Origin of the sequence: Pseudomonas sp. QTF5 (assembly GCF_000512695.2) — a bacterium.
Lineage (GTDB): Bacteria > Pseudomonadota > Gammaproteobacteria > Pseudomonadales > Pseudomonadaceae > Aquipseudomonas.
On sequence record NZ_AZRW02000018.1, the window covers coordinates 70,003 to 86,216 of the forward strand.

Sequence of the window (16,214 nt, forward strand, 5' to 3'; positions counted from 1 at the left end):
CAGATCCCTCAGAACTGGAAGTAAAGGAACGGCGAGAAGCTTTGCGCCGAGAGTTTGAGAATCGAGGCGATGAACAGCAGCAGTACCAGAGCGCGCATCACGTAACGGGCCCAGTCAGCGGTCCAGTAGGCCGGTTGCACAGTCGCTTCAACACCGACGGTGTAACCCGGTTCGTGGATGCTGGCCGGGTTGTCACCCGGAACGGCTTTGATCATTCCAGGCGTAGCCGCGGCAGGGCCATCGGCCTCGACGTTGGCAGCAGGTTTGGTCTTCTCAGGCGGCAGGTTGCTGTAGAAATCACGGATGCCGAAGAACGCCAGGGTTGCGTAAGCCACCACCAGAGTCGCCACTTGCAGACCGGTGAGGCTGGCCTGGTTGAGTTCCGACAACGACCATTCGCCGAAGCTGAACATCGCACCGTACATGCGACCGGCGACGTGCAGGTTTTCTGCGCGGAAGATCACCCAGCCCATGACCACAAGCAGGAAGGTCAGCGCCCAACGGATCGGGTTGATGCTGCGCGGCGAAGTGTTCAGGCCGAGGGCTTTTTCGATCGCCAGCCACATGCCATGCCAGGCACCCCAGATGATGTAAGTGATGTTCGCGCCGTGCCACAGACCACCGAGCAGCATGGTCAGGAACAGGTTGCGATAGGTCATCAGCGTGCCCTTACGGTTACCGCCGAGGGTGATGTACAGATAGTCACGCAACCAGGTCGACAGGCTGATGTGCCAGCGACGCCAGAACTCGGTGATCGACTGGCTGATGTACGGCTGTTTGAAGTTTTCCATGAAGCGGAAACCCATCATCAAACCCAGACCAATCGCCATGTCGCTGTAGCCGGAGAAGTCGAAGTACAGTTGCGCGGTGTAGGCCAGGGCGCCGAGCCAGGCATCGCCCGTGGTCGGGTTCTGCAAGGCGAAGCAATGGTCGGCCACCACCGCCAGGGTGTCGGCGATGAAGACCTTCTTGATGAAGCCCTGCATGAACCGTGTGGCACCTTCGGAGAACTTGTCGAGGGTATGGGTGCGGTTGTTGAACTGGTCGGCCAGGTCACGGAAACGCAACACGGGGCCCGCGATCAAGTGCGGGAAGATCGCCACGAATGCAGCAAAGTCGATCAGGTTGCGGGTCGCCGGGGTATCACCACGGTAGACGTCGATGATGTAGCTGATGGACTCGAAGATGTAGAACGAGATCCCGATCGGCAACAGCACGTGGGTCAGGATGAACGGCGACAGACCGACCGAGGTCATCATCGCGTTGATGCTGTCCACGCCGAAGTTGGCGTACTTGAAGTAGCCGAGGATGCACAGATCCACCCCGACGCCCAGGAGTAGCCAGCGCTGGGCCGGTTTGGTCCGAACGCCTGCCGCACCGACTTTCAGGCCGATCCAGTAGTTCCACAGCGTGACGGCTGCGAACAGCGCAAGGAAGTCCACACGCCACCAGGCGTAGAACACGTAGCTGGCGATCAGCAGCAGCAAGTTGCGATAGCGTATTCCGCTCAAGTAGTACATGCCGAGAAAGATCGGCAAGAACAGAAACAGGAACACGTTGGATGAAAATACCATCCCGATCTCTCCATGTTTAACCAACAGTCAAGGGCCAACGGCCCCCCCAAACCCCCCTTGAAAAACCGGGGGACACATCACTCAAAAACTCATGCCTTACACTTACCCTGTGGGAGCGGGCTTGCTCGCGAAAGCGGTGTATCAGTCGACATAATTGGTGAATGTCAGACCGCATTCGCGAGCAAGCCCGCTCCCACAGGGGGATTACGTTTGTCTTAAGAACCTTTGCCTTTCTCGCTGGCCGGGTCGTAGACCTTGGTCAGATCCCCGCCGAGGCGGAAGGTCTTGAACGGCTGCATTTTGTGTTTCTGCGCCAGCACATCCGGCGTGCAGGTGTAGAGCGAGCAGAACGGTTCGAGCCAGGCGAATTTCGAATCGACCTTGAGGTCGGTCATGTCCTGCTCTTTACCGTTCTTCTCCTCGAATTCATCCGGGTCTTCCACGCCTGCAAGCACGCGATCACCCAGGCGTTTCAAGGCGCCGTTGTTTTCCTGGCGCAAATCGACACCGTTTACCTGGGCGAAACTGGCGATCATCGCCAGTGGCGGCAGGGCATAGTTGTGATAGGCGAGGGCGCGTTGCTGGCGCTTGAGTTCGTTGGGCAGGAAGCCTTGGGCGTCGACCTGATTGACGCCGACCTTGTATTCCTTGACTGCCCAATCGAACAGATCTCGGCGGTTGGTGGCGACCGACGTGGCCATTACCGACCAGGCTGCCCAGTACGAGTGGTTGTTGGTTTGCTCGAGCGGCAGGTTGTCCCAGTCGCTGACCACCTGATCGGCCATTTTGCTGAACCAGGCTTCAATCACTTGCGCCTCTTGCTGGTGGTTAGCCAGCGGATGCGAGTCAGAGAACTTCAGGCGGACATAGGACGAAGCCATGCTGCCCAACGCCCATTTGCGCATGGACTTGCCGGTGTGGTTGAAGTCCTTGGACATCAGTGCATCCGCCCGAGCCCAAGTAGCCAGCCAGTTGAGGGTGCATTCCAGTTGTGCAGGGTTACCGTCACGCATGAACTTCATCACCTGCTTGCTGGTGCTGCGCTCGATCTTGGTGATGTCGGCGGTGGTGTCGCGGAAAGCTTTTTCCGATGCCTCGTTCAGGGTCGAACGGGCCTTGTCGGAGCCTTCGTATTTGCTGCGAAATTGCAGGGCGCCGGTGTAGGGCGTCGGCATCGCGTCGCAGCCTTCACTCTTGTCGCCGGTTTTGACTTTTTCAATTGGCGCGAAGTAACCCTGGGGCGGGCGAAGTGGCGCGGCGGCCTGGGTGGCGCCGGCGAACATCGCCAGCGTCAGCAGGGAGGGCGCGAGTAACTTTTTCAGCGTTCGGGTTTGCATGCAGTTCATAAGAGGTAGCCTCATTGCCCGGCTTGAGCGGTACGCTGCTCGGCGCCGGAGAACACGTTGCGTTTGCAGATTTTCGCTTCGACTTTCTGAGGCGTGGTACCTGGTTTTTCAGGTCCCTGGACTTCGACGGCCAGCAGATTCTGCGAGGCCCAGTCTTCGTCCGTGCGCAACTCGAAGGCGAAACGCCCGTCGGTATCGGAGGTTTCCGGTTTCTCGATCTTGATGTCCTCGTGGCGCCCATTCATGTACCAGAGGGTGGCTTGCAAGGTTTTCACCGAGGTGTCGGCGAAGCGGATGTCGATCTGGTGGCTGCTGTTGCGCAGGTCCAGGTTCTTGCTGTTGACCATCAATTCGTTTTTGCCCGGTTTCAGCGTGGCGCTGGCGCTCATCTGTGCGTCTTTGCCTTCGCAACCGTTGTCCAGCAGCGCCATCATTTGGCGGTAGATGGTTTCCTGATCGAGGCGATAAAGCGGCGAGAATTCCCAGATGAGGATTTTCGGCGGTTTGGTCTGGAACTCTTCGCTGCCCAGGTACTGCAGCATCGAACCTTCGAAGCCACCACCGGGGAACGCCACGTTGAGGATGTCGGCGCCGATGGCCTCTTCGAGGAAACCGGCGAAGTTGTAGTTCTTGCCACTGTGGCTGGTGCCGACCAGGGTGATTTCCGGATTGCCGGAATCACTGAACAGATCGCCATCGCCCGCTTCGCCTTTGGGCTCGGTGGTGAACTGATCCATGTACTGGATCGCGTAGCTAGTGCCACAGAGTTGACCAGCCATGTTGTGTAACGTTCCGGTCTTGCCCATGCGACCCGACTTATGGGTCTCGAATTCACGCTTGGGAACGTCGGCGAAGGCCGGCAATTGCTTGACCTTCTCGGCGACGATTTTCGCTGTGCGCTGGGCGCCATACGGCGTCCAGTGTTGGTCGCCGCGGAAGTAGAAATCGTGAGCCGGCAGGGTGTCGGGCAGCGATTCGTTGGTCAGCGGCGACAGGTCCGGGACCACGTAGCCCATCTGTGCGAAACGCCCGAGCATGGTTTTGTAGTTTTTCAGCGCCTTGTCGAAATCGTAGCTCGCCTTCTCTGCCGGGTTCAGCTTGTTGCGGTTCACCAGGCCACGGGTTGGCTGGTAAACGATGACCAGTTCCACGCCTTTGCTCTTGAACGCATCGTGCAGTTGCTTCATGCGTTTGTAGCCGGCGGGCGTGGTGTCGAACTCGGTGCGCAAGTCTTCTTGCGTACGGAACAGCCAATCGCCCTGGGCCTGCACCAGCGTGGTGAAGTTCTGCTGATAGCGGGTGGTGTAGTTCTTCGGGTCGTGGGCTTCGGGGCACAGATTGCAGCAATCCTCGGCCTTGAAGCTGGGAGCTTTGGCGTCTTCGGCACGTACGCCAGTGCTGGCCGCGAGAATGCCCGCGGTCAGGGCCGACAGGCTGAGTAATTTGATCAAGTGTGGGTGCATAAAATTATCCTCAGTCCCGCATTTCGGTCTGGCGTTCGACAGGGTCGATCAGCACGGCTTTCTGCTGGCGCACCAGCAGATCGAGAATTTCATCCTGGCGCTCGCCGAGGATCCCCGAAAAGCTGATGCCGCTGGATTTGGTCGGCGCGAGCATCGACACGCGATACAACTCCACGCTAAGCGGCGAGTCGATCGACAGCGGTCCGCTGCCATTGGCGGCCAGTTCACCGCCGACCACGATCAGCGACACCTGGGCGTCGAACGGGTCGAGCTTGATGTCCCGGTCGGTGTCGCTCAAATCTTTGATGTGCCCGTAGACACCGGTCAGGCCGTTGGCCATCGAGATGTTTTCGTACAGGCGAATGTTCACGCTGTTACGAATACGGATGCCGTGGCGCTTGTTGCTGATCACCTTGTTGCCCCACAACAGGTTGTCAGCACTCTCGTAGAGGGTGATGCCATCGGTGTGGTTCTTGTAGATCTCGTTGTAGGCGATCAGGTTGTTTACGCTGTTACGGTCGATCACCAGGCCCGACAACTTGTTGTCGTAGCTGCGGTTGTTGAAGATGAAGCTGTCGTTGACCTCACGGGAAATAATGATCCCGTGCTTCTTCTTCGTACCGAACACCGTGTTGTCGGCGATGATCAGGCCATGCGACCGGTCATGCGGGTCGATGCCGTAGACGATGTTGTCTTTGTAGGTGTTGCCCTTGACCACGAAGTCGCGGGTTTCGTAGCAGTAGAAGCCGTACCACATGTCCGCGAACTCGGAGCCGACAATCCAGCCGGTCGGTTCAGGGCGCTTGAGCACCTTGGCCATGTTCGGCGTGTATTGGGAAATACTCACGCCGTAGGACTTACTGTTGGCGTAACCGAAACTGGCGATCTTGCTGTTGGCGATGTAAGTCTCGGTGCCACCCCAGGACAACATGAACGGACGGAATTCCTTGGGCGACTTGAAGGCCGCCGGGCCGTTTGCCTTCTCGCTCCAGCCAGTGATTTTGGTATCACGCACGAACAGCTGGCCGTCGTTGACCAGGAACGAACCGGCCTCTTGGGACAGGCGCAGTTCCTGGGTCTGTTTGTCGATTTCCAGAATGCCCTTGTTACCCACCACGATCGGCAACTTCGCCAGGAACACGCCCGGCGAGGTTTCGCTGAAGTATTGCTTGGGCAGCTTCTTGGCCAGGTCCTTGAGGTTCATGTAGCCGTCGTCGACGAAGATCGCCTGCGGGATGCCATGCTGGCGCACCACCCACTCGGCCATCTTGTTGTCGCCGCCGATGAAGTCCTTCAGGGCGTTTTCCTGCATCATCCGGCGCACGCTGATTTTGCCGGGCTTGGTGCGCACGATTTTCGCGGCGATGGCTTCAGCGGTGTAGCCAGAGGTGTCCGGCAGTTTCGGCGTGGCCAGGTCCAGCGGCTCGGTTGGCGCGCTGCTGACGGTGTAGGTCTTGGCCTGTTGCAGCCCCTTGGCCATGGTCGTCGATTTTCCCGCTTGCACAGGCTGGGCCGGTTCGACGGTGGCGAAGGCGGCTGCGCTGGCGAGCAGCAGCGCGCCGGCCAGCAGGCTGATCGAGCCTTTCTTGGCACTGTTCATGTCGGGCACTCCCTTCGCGGTTTGCATCAGAAGCGCCAGACCACGTCGACAAACGCGCGGTGCATGTAGGAGTCGACTTCTTTGCCATACGCATCGCCAGGCTTGAACACACCGCCACGGAACCGTACCAGTGCCGAAGGCTCATCGATCGACTGGCTCAACGACGCCGGCAACAGGCCTTGCTTGAAGTACTTGGTGACCACCAGGTCCATTTCCTGACCGAGGTCCTTGTTGCCATCTTCCAGCGGCAGGGAGGTGCTGGAGAGGATTGCGCCGGTCACGTCGTCGGTGTTGTTTTCGACGGCGTTGATACCGTTGCTGCCCACCGGCTTGTTGCCGTCGACGCGCCAGAACTTGTGGTAGATCAGACTGGCGTCGTATTCGTCGTTGAGCATCCACGAGCCGAACAGGGTAGCGGTCTGCATGTTGTTCATTTCGCCACGGAAGGCTTCGCCGAAACGGTGAACCCGCGAGCGTGTACCGGTGTAGTTCGAGCGATTGCTTTCCAGACCGGTCTGTTCGTACTCGGCGCTGGCACGGGCATACGCCGCACCGACTTGCCACTGCGGATCAAGGCGCAAACGCAGGCCGATATCGGTGGCCCAGCCATTGAGGTCTTCACCACGTTTGGCCTCGGTCGGACGCGTGCCATCGGCGTTCAGCGGGTTGACCGTGTCGGTGTCGCCACTCATGCCGGTGATGCTGCCCCAGTAATTGACGGTGTTGGTGTTGCGCCAGTTGTAGGCATCGCTATCGGCGGTAAGGCCGAGCCAGCTGATGTCACCGTTCTGTTTTTTATCCAGCGAATCTCCGGCCACGCCCGGCTCCGGGTAGTCGAGCTTGCCGTCATCGTGAGTGTGATGACCGCGAATGCCGACCCAGTTACCCGGCGACCATTGGCCGGCGACGTCGCCGAAAACGTGCAGGCGATCCTTGTCCTTGGGCGCCAGCTCTTTCAAGTCGGTGCGGTATTCGCTGAAGCGTTCGGCGATACCGACGTTGGCGCGCAACAGGGTGGTGTCGAAAGTCCAGTTCAGGGCTTCGATGTTGGTGTCGCGCCATTGGCCGTCGTCGTTGCGCAGGCGTTGGCGACCGAGCTTGAGGATCTCGCCAGGGTAGGGCGTGAGGCCGCTGTAGCCGATCCAGAACTCGCGCATCGCCAGGTAGTTCTTCTTGGTTTTGCGATCGCCATTGTCGGTGGTCTGGGTACCGTCGCTGTCGGACTGTTGCAGGGTGTCCGTTTCGATGATGTCGGTGGACGTCACGGCCTGACCCATGGCATAGGCGCTCCACGCGCCGCTTTCGCCGTATACCCATGGACGCAGGTCGAGGCCGACGCCGGAAACGTCGCCGCCGCTGGCGGTGCCCAGGTCACGGTCGTCTTCGGACTGACCGGTAACTTTGACTTCGAGGCCGAAGTTCTTGTCTTCGGTCAGGGCTGCCAGTGTCGGGCACGACCACAGCAGGGCGAATGTCAGGCCAATACCGGCCTTCACGAATGGATTGAGTTTCATAGGGATTCCTCGCCGTCTTCTTCTTGCAGGGCGTGCAGTTCCAGCGTGTCCGGACTCACGGCGCTACGAATGGCCTGCTCTTGTTTCAGCAGGCGTTGGGCCTCGGCCAGCCGGTCAGGTGGCAGTTGCGCTTCGATTGTTTGCGCAAGCTCATTGGCTTGTGGGGTGTTTTGAGCCTTGGCCAATTGGCTGAAGACATAAGCGCTGACCGGGTCGGGCCGGGTGCCCTTGCCTTGGGAGAACAATTGGGCAATGGCGAAGTCGGCGCTGTTCTGGCCGTTGCGCGCAGCGGTCAGCAGGTGGTCCAGGGCTTTCTGCGGATAGACCTTGCCCAGGTAACCACGACGGTAAATCTGGCCGAGGTAGTAGTCGGCGGCGACTTCCCGGCCGACGGCTTTCTTGAAGTGCTCTTCGGCGACCTTGGCGTCGGCCGGCACCATTTTTCCTTCGAAGTAGAGCTTGCCCAGCAGCAGTTCGGCACGCGGCTGGTCGGCGGCGCGGCCGTTATCCAGGTACTTCATCATGGTGTCGACATCGCCCAGTTCAGGGAAGTCGTAGAGCAATTGCGCCAGGCTGACCCAGGACGCCGGATAGCCGGGAGCGATGCCTTCGAGCAGCGACTGAGCGGTTTTCTCGTCGGTCTTGCCCAGGCTCGCATCGCCCAGCACGCGAGCCACGCTGTCCACACGTTGCGCAGAAACGACGCCACGGCTGTGACCAGCTTGCATCTGCTTGATCAGTTCGGCCTGCTCTGTCTGGCCACGTTCCTGGCTACGTTTCTGATTCACCGTGGCCAGTTCGACGTAGCAGATGTCGGTGGTGTTCAACGCTGCTTTGCAGATCTTTTCCACGTCATCCAGATGCTGGTCGTAAGTGCCCTGGGTGCGATAGAGCAGCACTTGCGCCAGACCGGCTTCCGGTTTGCCTTCGGTGCGCCATTGGCTGATCTGCTGCTGCGCGTTGACGTTCGGGAAACTGTGCGGGTATTGCAGGTACAGCATCGCCAGCGGGATCAGGGTATTGCCTTCGCCATTGGCCGAGGCTTTCTTCAACAGCGCTTCGGCTTCGTGATGTTCGGCTTCGGTGGCGCCGGGTTTGGCCACCAGCAGACGACCCAGGCGAGCCTGAGCCCGCGGCGAGACGCTGGCCGCGGCGCGGTAAGTCGCCTCGGCCTTTTTGATTTGCGCCGGGTCACGGCTGTCGACCTGCAGGTCGGCCAGGCCGACCTGAGCTTCGCTGTAACCCAGGTCTGCCAGTTGCTGATAGTTCTGCGCCGCCAGCGTGGTGTCGCCACGCTTGAGAGCTTCATTGGCCAGACGCTGGTCGGGCAGGCCGGCGCAACCGGCCAGGCTCACGGCCAATGCAATGGCACACAGTGATCCTATGTGGGAGCGGGCTTGCTCGCGAAGCAGGCGCTGCGGTGCATCAGGCAGACCGTGTTGATCCCTTCGCGAGCAAGCCCGCTCCCACAAGGTGTGCGGTGTGTTCAGGATTTTTGTGATGGTCACGGGCATGTCCTCTGTTTAAAGACCGGCGGCCATGGCTTTGTTGATCAGCCAGTTCAGGTTCGGGCCACGCGTGCTGTTCACTTCCACCGGGCGACCGGCGAAGGCGCTGTCCAGTGGCTCGTCAGGTTTGATCTGCACACGGATGTCGGACGACAGGTCGGCGCTTTTCAGGCTGGTGCTGCTGACGATCTTGCCGGTACGGGTCTGGTCTTCACCGGCGATCTGGAAGCTGACCGAAGTGCCTGGGCGCACGTCGCCGAACTGGCGATAGGAGAAGCGTGCTTCAACGTTGGCTTCGGTGTTGCGCGGCACCAGTTGGAAGATCACATCGCCTTTGCTGGCGTACTGACCGTTAGCCACCAGTTGCTGAGCTACGGTGCAATCGCACGGCGAAGTCAGGGTGCCGGTCATTTGCTTGCCGAACAGTTCTTCAACCTTGGACGGTTGCAGTTGACCTTCGTCCAGATGGCCCTTGAGTACGTCGAGCATGCTGGTGCTGAAGGTCGCCAGCGGTGCGCCTTTGGCGGCGACGCCGTCAGCCTTGATCAGGCTCTGCACGGTGCCGTCGCGCGGCATGGTGATGTTCATGCCCTGCACGCTGACCAGGCCGGCCTGGGCGTGGCTGACGAAGTACATGCCGTACACCGATTTGAAGATGAAACCGAACGCCACCAGGCCGACCACGAAGATACCGGCGCTGAAGGTCACCGCTTTCAGACGACCGAGCGGGGTCATGCCGTGGCCGCCATCCTTGACCTTGCGCGCCTTGGTGAAGTTGTCGCGCTGCAGGGTCGCGAGCATTTCACCCACACTGACGATGTCGCCAGCCAAGTGCGAGGTGATCAGGTGGCGCAGGGTGGAAATGTCACGGGGTTCCAGGTTCTGGAACTGGCAACCGGTGCGACCGGTCTGGCGATCCACGGAGCGGATTTGCAATTCCACGTCCATGGCCAGGCCGAGGTTATCGATCACGAATTGCAGGCGGGCCTTGTGCACATCGCCGACCTTCAGCGGCAGCTGACCGGCGTTGAACGCCAGGCCGCCAGCGGAAAGGTCGATGAGTCGGGCTTCAACCGGGGTCCGGTCAGGACCGAAGAAACGCAGCTTGGCCGGGATTTTCACGCGGGCGTGTTGGCGCTGGGCTTCGGATTCGTGCACTACGTTGGAGTTGACGGCGGTATTCATATGGGCGATTTCCTAGTTAATTCAGGCGAGTTCGGTCAGACCATCAGCAGCAGCACGGCGACAAAAATGCTGCCGGCGGAGAAGGTCATGGTCCGAGACGACCAAGTGTTGAACCAACGTTGAAAGCTGGCGAGATCACGGGTCAGAGAAGTGGGCTGGCGAGTCCAGGACTGTTGATCGAGGCGGAAGAACACGTAGATTTTCACCAGCGCGCCGACGATCTGGTTGTAATAGAGAATCGCCGGGTAAGCCGGGCCGATCCGGTGACCGGAGCAGGACAGCAGCACGGTCAGGATCAGGCGGGTGATGCCGATCCACAGCAGGTAAACCAGGATGAACGCGCTGCCGTACTTGAAGGTGGCGAGGATTGCCACGGTCAGGCCCAGCAAGGACGTCCACATCGATACACGCTGATCGAACAGCACCACCGAAGTGAACAGGCCGAGGCGTTTCATCCCCAAGCCCAGGGCGCGAGAGTTCTGCCGCAGGTTGTTGCCGTACCAGCGGAACATCAGTTTGCGGCTGGCCTTGATGAAGCTCTTCTCGGGCGGGTGCTCCACGGTGTGGATAGCGGCGTCCGGCACGTAGAACGTGTCGTAGCCCAGACGCATCAGGCTGAACCAGCTCGACTTGTCGTCACCGGTCAGGAACTTGAAGCGGCCCAGGCGCCAGTGTTGCAGCGAGTCGCTTTCCACATCGGCGATGAAGTCCGGGTTGGTGACCACGGTGGCGCGGAATACCGACATCCGGCCGGTCATGGTCAACACGCGCTTGGACAGGGCCATGGAGCACATGTTGATGTGGCGCTGGGCGAATCGCAGTTTGTGCCATTCGCTCATGATGTAGCCGCCGCGTACTTCGCAGAACTCGTTGGTGGTCAGGCCGCCGACATTGCCGAACAGCTGGAACCACGGCACGGTCTTGAGCACGACGCCTTCGGCCAATACGGTATCGCCATCGATCACGGCAACCACGGCGCGGTCGTCCGGCAGGTGGCGTGAGATGGCGCGGAAACCGTAGGCAAGGCCATCGCGTTTGCCGGTGCCGGGAATGCGCACGAAGTCGAGCTTGACCCGTGGCGGTGGGTTCATGCGTTTCCAGAGGCTCTTGACCAGCAGCTCATCGGACATTTCCACGATGGAGCAGACCACGGTGGTCGGCAGTTCGCAGTCGATGGCCTCGCGGATTACCGAACTGTAGACCTGAGCGGTGGTCAGCGCGTCGATACGAAAGCTCGTGACCATCAGAAATACATGGGACGGGTCTGCCGCTTTGCCCAGCTTGCGCACTTTGCGCCGCAGGTGCGGGTAGACCACGTACAGAAACAGCATGCCGCGCAGAAAGTGCGTGGCACCCATCGAGTAACGCCAGATACCGACGATACCGATCAGGAAGATGAAGTCCTTCGACTCGGAGTCGAACGTGGACGTAGGCAGCGCCATGGCGATGCCCATCAGTAAACTTAGGTAAAACAGCCAACCGGCGGCCTGAAGTAGGCCGTGCTTTAGCCTGTGCATAATCTGCATCCGTCTCGATCTCGGGCGAGCCTGTGGGGTGGCCCGATGGGGTTAAGGCAGGCGAAAAAGCCGGGAGGGTTTGCTGGCGATATGAGCGCCGCAAACCCTCCCGATGCCGCTTGTTACCAGCAGATGCCTTCAGTCCGGCCACTTACGCTAGTGGCTTGGGACATGAAACCGACCAGGTCGATCACTTGCTTGCCGTGTGGAGCTTCCTGCGCCAGGGCGCGGAATTTCTCGTCACGGTTGCCGAGGATGATCACGTCGGAGTTTGCGATCACGTCGTCGAAGTCGGAGTTGAGCAAGGACGAGACGTGAGGGATCTTCGACTCGATGTAATCCTTGTTCGCACCGTGGACACGGGCGTATTCGACGTTGCTGTCGTAGATGCTCAGGTCGTAACCCTTGCCGATCAGCATTTCCGCCAGATCAACCAGTGGGCTTTCGCGAAGGTCGTCGGTGCCGGCCTTGAAGCTCAGACCCAGCAGGGCGACTTTGCGCTTGTCGTGGCTGGAGACGATGTCGAACGCGTTCTGCACCTGGGACTCGTTACTGCGCATCAGCGAGTTGAGCAGCGGTGCTTCCACGTCCAGGGAACCGGCGCGGTAGGTCAGGGCGCGGACGTCTTTAGGCAGGCAAGAGCCGCCGAACGCAAAGCCTGGGCGCATGTAGTACTGGGACAGGTTCAGTGTCTTGTCCTGGCAGACCACTTCCATCACTTCGCGACCGTCGACACCGACGGCCTTGGCGATGTTGCCGATCTCGTTGGCGAAGGTCACCTTGGTGGCGTGCCACACGTTGCAGGTGTACTTGATCATCTCGGCAACGGCGATGTCCTTGCGGATGATCGGCGCGTCGAGCTCTTCGTACAGCGACTGCAGAACGTCACCCGAAGCCTTGTCGAACTCGCCGATAACGGTCATTGGCGGCAGATCGTAATCGGCGATCGCGGTGCTTTCACGCAGGAACTCAGGGTTCACTGCAACGCCGAAATCGACACCGGCTTTTTTGCCGGAGCAGTCTTCGAGGATCGGGATGACAACGTTTGCGACAGTGCCCGGCAGTACGGTGCTGCGAACCACGATGGTGTGGCGGGTGGTCTTGTCGCGCAGGACAAAACCGATCTCGCGGCACACGGCTTCGATGTAGTTCAGTTCCAGATCGCCGTTCTTCTTGCTCGGCGTACCGACGCAGATCATCGACAGGTCGGTGTCACGAATCGCTTCGGCGAAGTTGGTCGTGCCGCGCAATTTGCCCGTCTCGATGCCCTTCTTCAGAAGTTCGCCCAAACCCGGTTCAACGATCGGAGAACGGCCTGCGTTGATCATATCGATTTTGTCTTTGGCAACATCGACGCCAACGACGTCATGGCCCCGTGCAGACAGGCAACCGGCACAGACTGCGCCGACGTAACCCAAACCAAATATGCTGATGCGCATCGCAATTACCTCTGTGTTTATCAAGCCATTACATGGCCGGAGTTAATGGTGTTCAGCGGTCATAGTGCACTCGCAAGTGCGACTTTAAGGCGCCACAATGCCGTGTGCAGGCATACTAAGTTCCGAGTGTCTAAATAAGTGCACTCAAGATGTACGCAGCCAGGTCTTATTGTTATGACGTGCCCTGTTATGCAGCCGATCCTCTTTTCTGAAGACTTCCGTGCAAAGGTCTTGCGCGCTCAATGCCAGGCCTGAAAGCCCGAAAATCAAGCGGTTTGGTGCTCAGGTGAGCACGTTTATAGGGGCGCAGCCGTGGCCTTGTAGGGGATAGTAATGGTGCGTTATCTCCTGTCCTTCATGTGTTGCCCAAATAAGAGATCAGTAAGACAAAGTAAGTGTGACAACTTCGCTACATGGATCTCTTGTCTGTGTAAGTTATCTCGCACAATCGCCGAGAGAATGGTTACCGGTGGTATGAGCGGCGCATTTGGACATAGTTCCTGTCCGCCCATCGCGAATTCTGAAATTTCTTGAAATACTGAAAAAGATGGCACTGCTCTCATATTGATAGCACTTGCCGTTTGGCCCTTTATATATAGGGTGATTATTGCTCTGGATATTTTTTTGCCACTACGAATAAAAATTTTCAGTGCCACTACTGAAAAAATTGCTACCTGTCGAGTGAAACAAAAGTTAGAAAATGAAGTGCTGGTTTTCTGGCGTCAATAAGGCGGCGAAAAGGCGGGATTGTTCGACGATCAAAGGGGCGCGCACGACGAAGTAATGGGTGTCGTGCGCTGACTTAGTGCGGGTCTTTATTATTCCGGTGCGTGATCGCGCAGGAACACCAGATTGTCCGGTTTAGACAGTTCGGCGCTGTAGCGATAACCCTGAACGTCGAACTGCTTGAGGGCGATCGGGTCATTGATGCGTTCTTCGATGACGAAGCGACTCATCATCCCGCGGGCCTTTTTCGCGTAGAAGCTGATGATTTTGTACTGGCCGTTCTTCAGATCCTTGAATTCGGCATTGATGATGCGCGCGTTCAGGGCGCTGCGTTTGACCGCCGAGAAGTACTCGTTGGAGGCCAGGTTCAGCAGCACGTCATCGCCTTGATCGGCCAAGGCTTCGTTCAGCCATTCGCTGATCCGCGTACCCCAGAAAGCGTACAAGTCCTTGCCACGGGCATTGGCCAGTTTGGTACCCATCTCCAGCCGATAGGGCTGCATCAGGTCCAAGGGGCGCAGCAGGCCGTACAGGCCGGAGAGCATGCGCAAGTGTTGTTGGGCGTAATCGAAGTCGGCTTCGCTGAAGGTTTGTGCATTCAGGCCGGTGTACACATCGCCCTTGAACGCCAGCAACGCCTGCTTGGCGTTGGCAGGGGTGAAGGCCGGGGTCCAACTGCCAAAACGCGCGGCATTGAGGCCGCCGATCTTGTCGGAGACGTGCATTAGCTCGCTGATCTGCGCCGGCGTCAGGTCGCGCAGCTGCAGGATCAGCTCCTGGGAATGGTCAAGGTATTGCGGCTGAGTGAAGCGCTGGGTCGCCGGCGGTGTTTCGTAATCGAGGGTCTTGGCGGGGGAAATCACCATCAGCATGAAGTCGTCTCCTTTAATCGTGGCGGCGATTCTAGGGGGTTGTCTGTGTTGACTCCAGCTATCAAGTCCATAGGTGATCGGTGGTGGGCACACCCTGATCATTCCCACGCTCTGCGTGGGAATGCCTCAATGGACGCTCCGCGTCCGCTTCGGCAGGGACGCGGAGCGTCCCGGGCTGCATTCCCACGCAGAGCGTGGGAACGATCATGGGGCCGGCGATCGGCTATAGTGCCGCGCGGGTTTTGTTATGGAGACATCCCATTGCGTATCGTTTTTCTATTCTCGGCCTGGCTCTTGAGCTTTGGCGCCATGGCGGCGCCGGGCGATGTGGCAACGCTTGATCGCAGCACCTGGCCTGAGCAGCTCAGCAGCCCGACGCTGTTCGACGTCGCCTCGCGGGCCGAAATCCTCATGTTTGCCCGCGTTCTGCTGGCCAGTGAATCGCTGGATGAAGCGGGCCTGGCTCAGCGGCTGGGCCTGCGCACCCTCAATCTGGAGTCGGTCAACCAGCTGCGCCAGCGCATGTGGCAGCGTTTGCTGACCAATTACAACTTCGCCCAGCAGAGTTGCGACCAGGATGCCTCCTTCTGTTTCCTGGTCGAGGACATGGCCACCTTGCGTGAGCAAGCGGCGAAGTTTCAGGTGAGCGACGACAGCTATTACATCAAGTGGGCCGAGCCGAGCCGGTTGTTCCACGCCCAGTATCTGGACGAGCAGTTGCGCAAGGCCGCGCTGTTTCCGCAGACCAGCAGCGAAGTCGATCGTTTTGGCGACTATGAGCGCAATGGCGATGCCATGAATGACCGGCTGTTCCTGCTGACCTTCGACAGCGCCGCCAATGCCACGCCAGATAACACCGCGTGGGTCACCGAGTACCTGCGCAAATCGAACATGAGCGCTACGTTCTTCGTCCTCGGCAAGGACATTCAGGCCCGTCTGGCCGAGCGTTCGGTGGCCAGCCTGCAAGGGACTTATTCGCTGCAATGCGTTGGCGTGCAAGGCTGGGAGTTCCGCTCCCACAGCCATTGGCAAGACTGGCAGGACTCGGTGCGACGCAGCGTCGAGCTGGTCAAAGGCAAGCTGCCGGAGAATTACGTGCCGCTGTTTCGTCCGCCCGATGGTCAGCGTCGATCCGATGCTGAAGGCTTCTTCACGTCTCAGGGCTTGCAGGTGGCGTTGTGGGACATCGATGCCCAGGACGGCGCCGGCAAGCTCAAAGGCAGCCAGAGCGCACAACGGGTGTTGACGCTGATGCTGCTGTGGCGGCATGGGGTGATCAATTTCAATGTGAAGCAGGATGCGCTGAAAACGGCGATGCCTTGGCTCATTACGCAAACGGCGCCAAGCGGGATCGGTTGGGCAGACTGTCAGGACGCGTTTCGCTGAAAACTGCAAAAGGCCGTAAACATTGGGTGAAGGGCGATTTCTGGAGAGAAATCGGTGCAGGCGGACTTCCGACTTTAACGGCAC

11 protein-coding genes are annotated in these 16,214 nt (G+C 59.2%); 1 reads left to right on the forward strand and 10 read right to left on the reverse strand.

Annotation, left to right across the window (positions count from 1 at the left end; all coding sequences use genetic code 11):
- Positions 1-8: 8 nt before the first annotated feature.
- The 10 genes from IC37_RS15985 to yaaA all read right to left on the reverse strand — a co-directional run bounded on the left by IC37_RS15985 (position 9) and on the right by yaaA (position 14,744).
- Positions 9-1,574: an MBOAT family protein gene (locus tag IC37_RS15985; protein ID WP_030128677.1), complete on the reverse strand. Its 1,566-nt coding sequence runs from the start codon at positions 1,572-1,574 to the stop codon at positions 9-11.
- Between the two features lie 215 nt (positions 1,575-1,789).
- Positions 1,790-2,920, reverse strand: coding sequence for a mannuronate-specific alginate lyase (locus IC37_RS15990; protein ID WP_030128678.1), 1,131 nt, complete (start codon positions 2,918-2,920; stop codon positions 1,790-1,792).
- Between the two features lie 11 nt (positions 2,921-2,931).
- Positions 2,932-4,383: an alginate O-acetyltransferase gene (locus tag IC37_RS15995; RefSeq protein ID WP_030128679.1), complete on the reverse strand. Its 1,452-nt coding sequence runs from the start codon at positions 4,381-4,383 to the stop codon at positions 2,932-2,934.
- Positions 4,384-4,393: 10 nt separating this feature from the next.
- The gene (algG, locus tag IC37_RS16000; protein WP_030128680.1) at positions 4,394-5,983 is read right to left on the reverse strand and encodes a mannuronan 5-epimerase AlgG; all 1,590 of its coding nucleotides are present in this window, start codon (positions 5,981-5,983) and stop codon (positions 4,394-4,396) included.
- Positions 5,984-6,009: 26 nt separating this feature from the next.
- Positions 6,010-7,497: an alginate export family protein gene (locus IC37_RS16005; RefSeq protein ID WP_030128681.1), complete on the reverse strand. Its 1,488-nt coding sequence runs from the start codon at positions 7,495-7,497 to the stop codon at positions 6,010-6,012.
- Complete coding sequence (gene algK, locus IC37_RS16010; RefSeq protein WP_305884280.1) at positions 7,494-9,005, reverse strand: alginate biosynthesis TPR repeat lipoprotein AlgK; 1,512 nt, start codon at positions 9,003-9,005, stop codon at positions 7,494-7,496. Before algK ends, IC37_RS16005 begins: the two co-directional genes overlap by 4 nt.
- A gap of 15 nt (positions 9,006-9,020) precedes the next feature.
- Positions 9,021-10,190, reverse strand: a complete 1,170-nt coding sequence (locus tag IC37_RS16015; RefSeq protein WP_030128683.1) for an alginate biosynthesis protein Alg44 — start codon at positions 10,188-10,190, stop codon at positions 9,021-9,023.
- 35 nt (positions 10,191-10,225) lie between these two features.
- Positions 10,226-11,707, reverse strand: coding sequence for a mannuronan synthase (alg8, locus tag IC37_RS16025; protein ID WP_371916332.1), 1,482 nt, complete (start codon positions 11,705-11,707; stop codon positions 10,226-10,228).
- Positions 11,708-11,829: 122 nt separating this feature from the next.
- Complete coding sequence (locus IC37_RS16030) at positions 11,830-13,146, reverse strand: nucleotide sugar dehydrogenase (RefSeq protein ID WP_030128685.1); 1,317 nt, start codon at positions 13,144-13,146, stop codon at positions 11,830-11,832.
- An 818-nt stretch (positions 13,147-13,964) separates the two neighbouring features.
- Positions 13,965-14,744, reverse strand: a complete 780-nt coding sequence (yaaA, locus tag IC37_RS16035) for a peroxide stress protein YaaA (protein ID WP_030128686.1) — start codon at positions 14,742-14,744, stop codon at positions 13,965-13,967.
- A gap of 261 nt (positions 14,745-15,005) precedes the next feature.
- Between yaaA and IC37_RS16040 the strand changes: the two genes are divergently transcribed.
- A complete protein-coding gene (locus IC37_RS16040) occupies positions 15,006-16,130 on the forward strand; it encodes a polysaccharide deacetylase family protein (RefSeq protein ID WP_030128687.1) in 1,125 nt (374 codons plus the stop codon).
- Positions 16,131-16,214 lie beyond the last annotated feature (84 nt).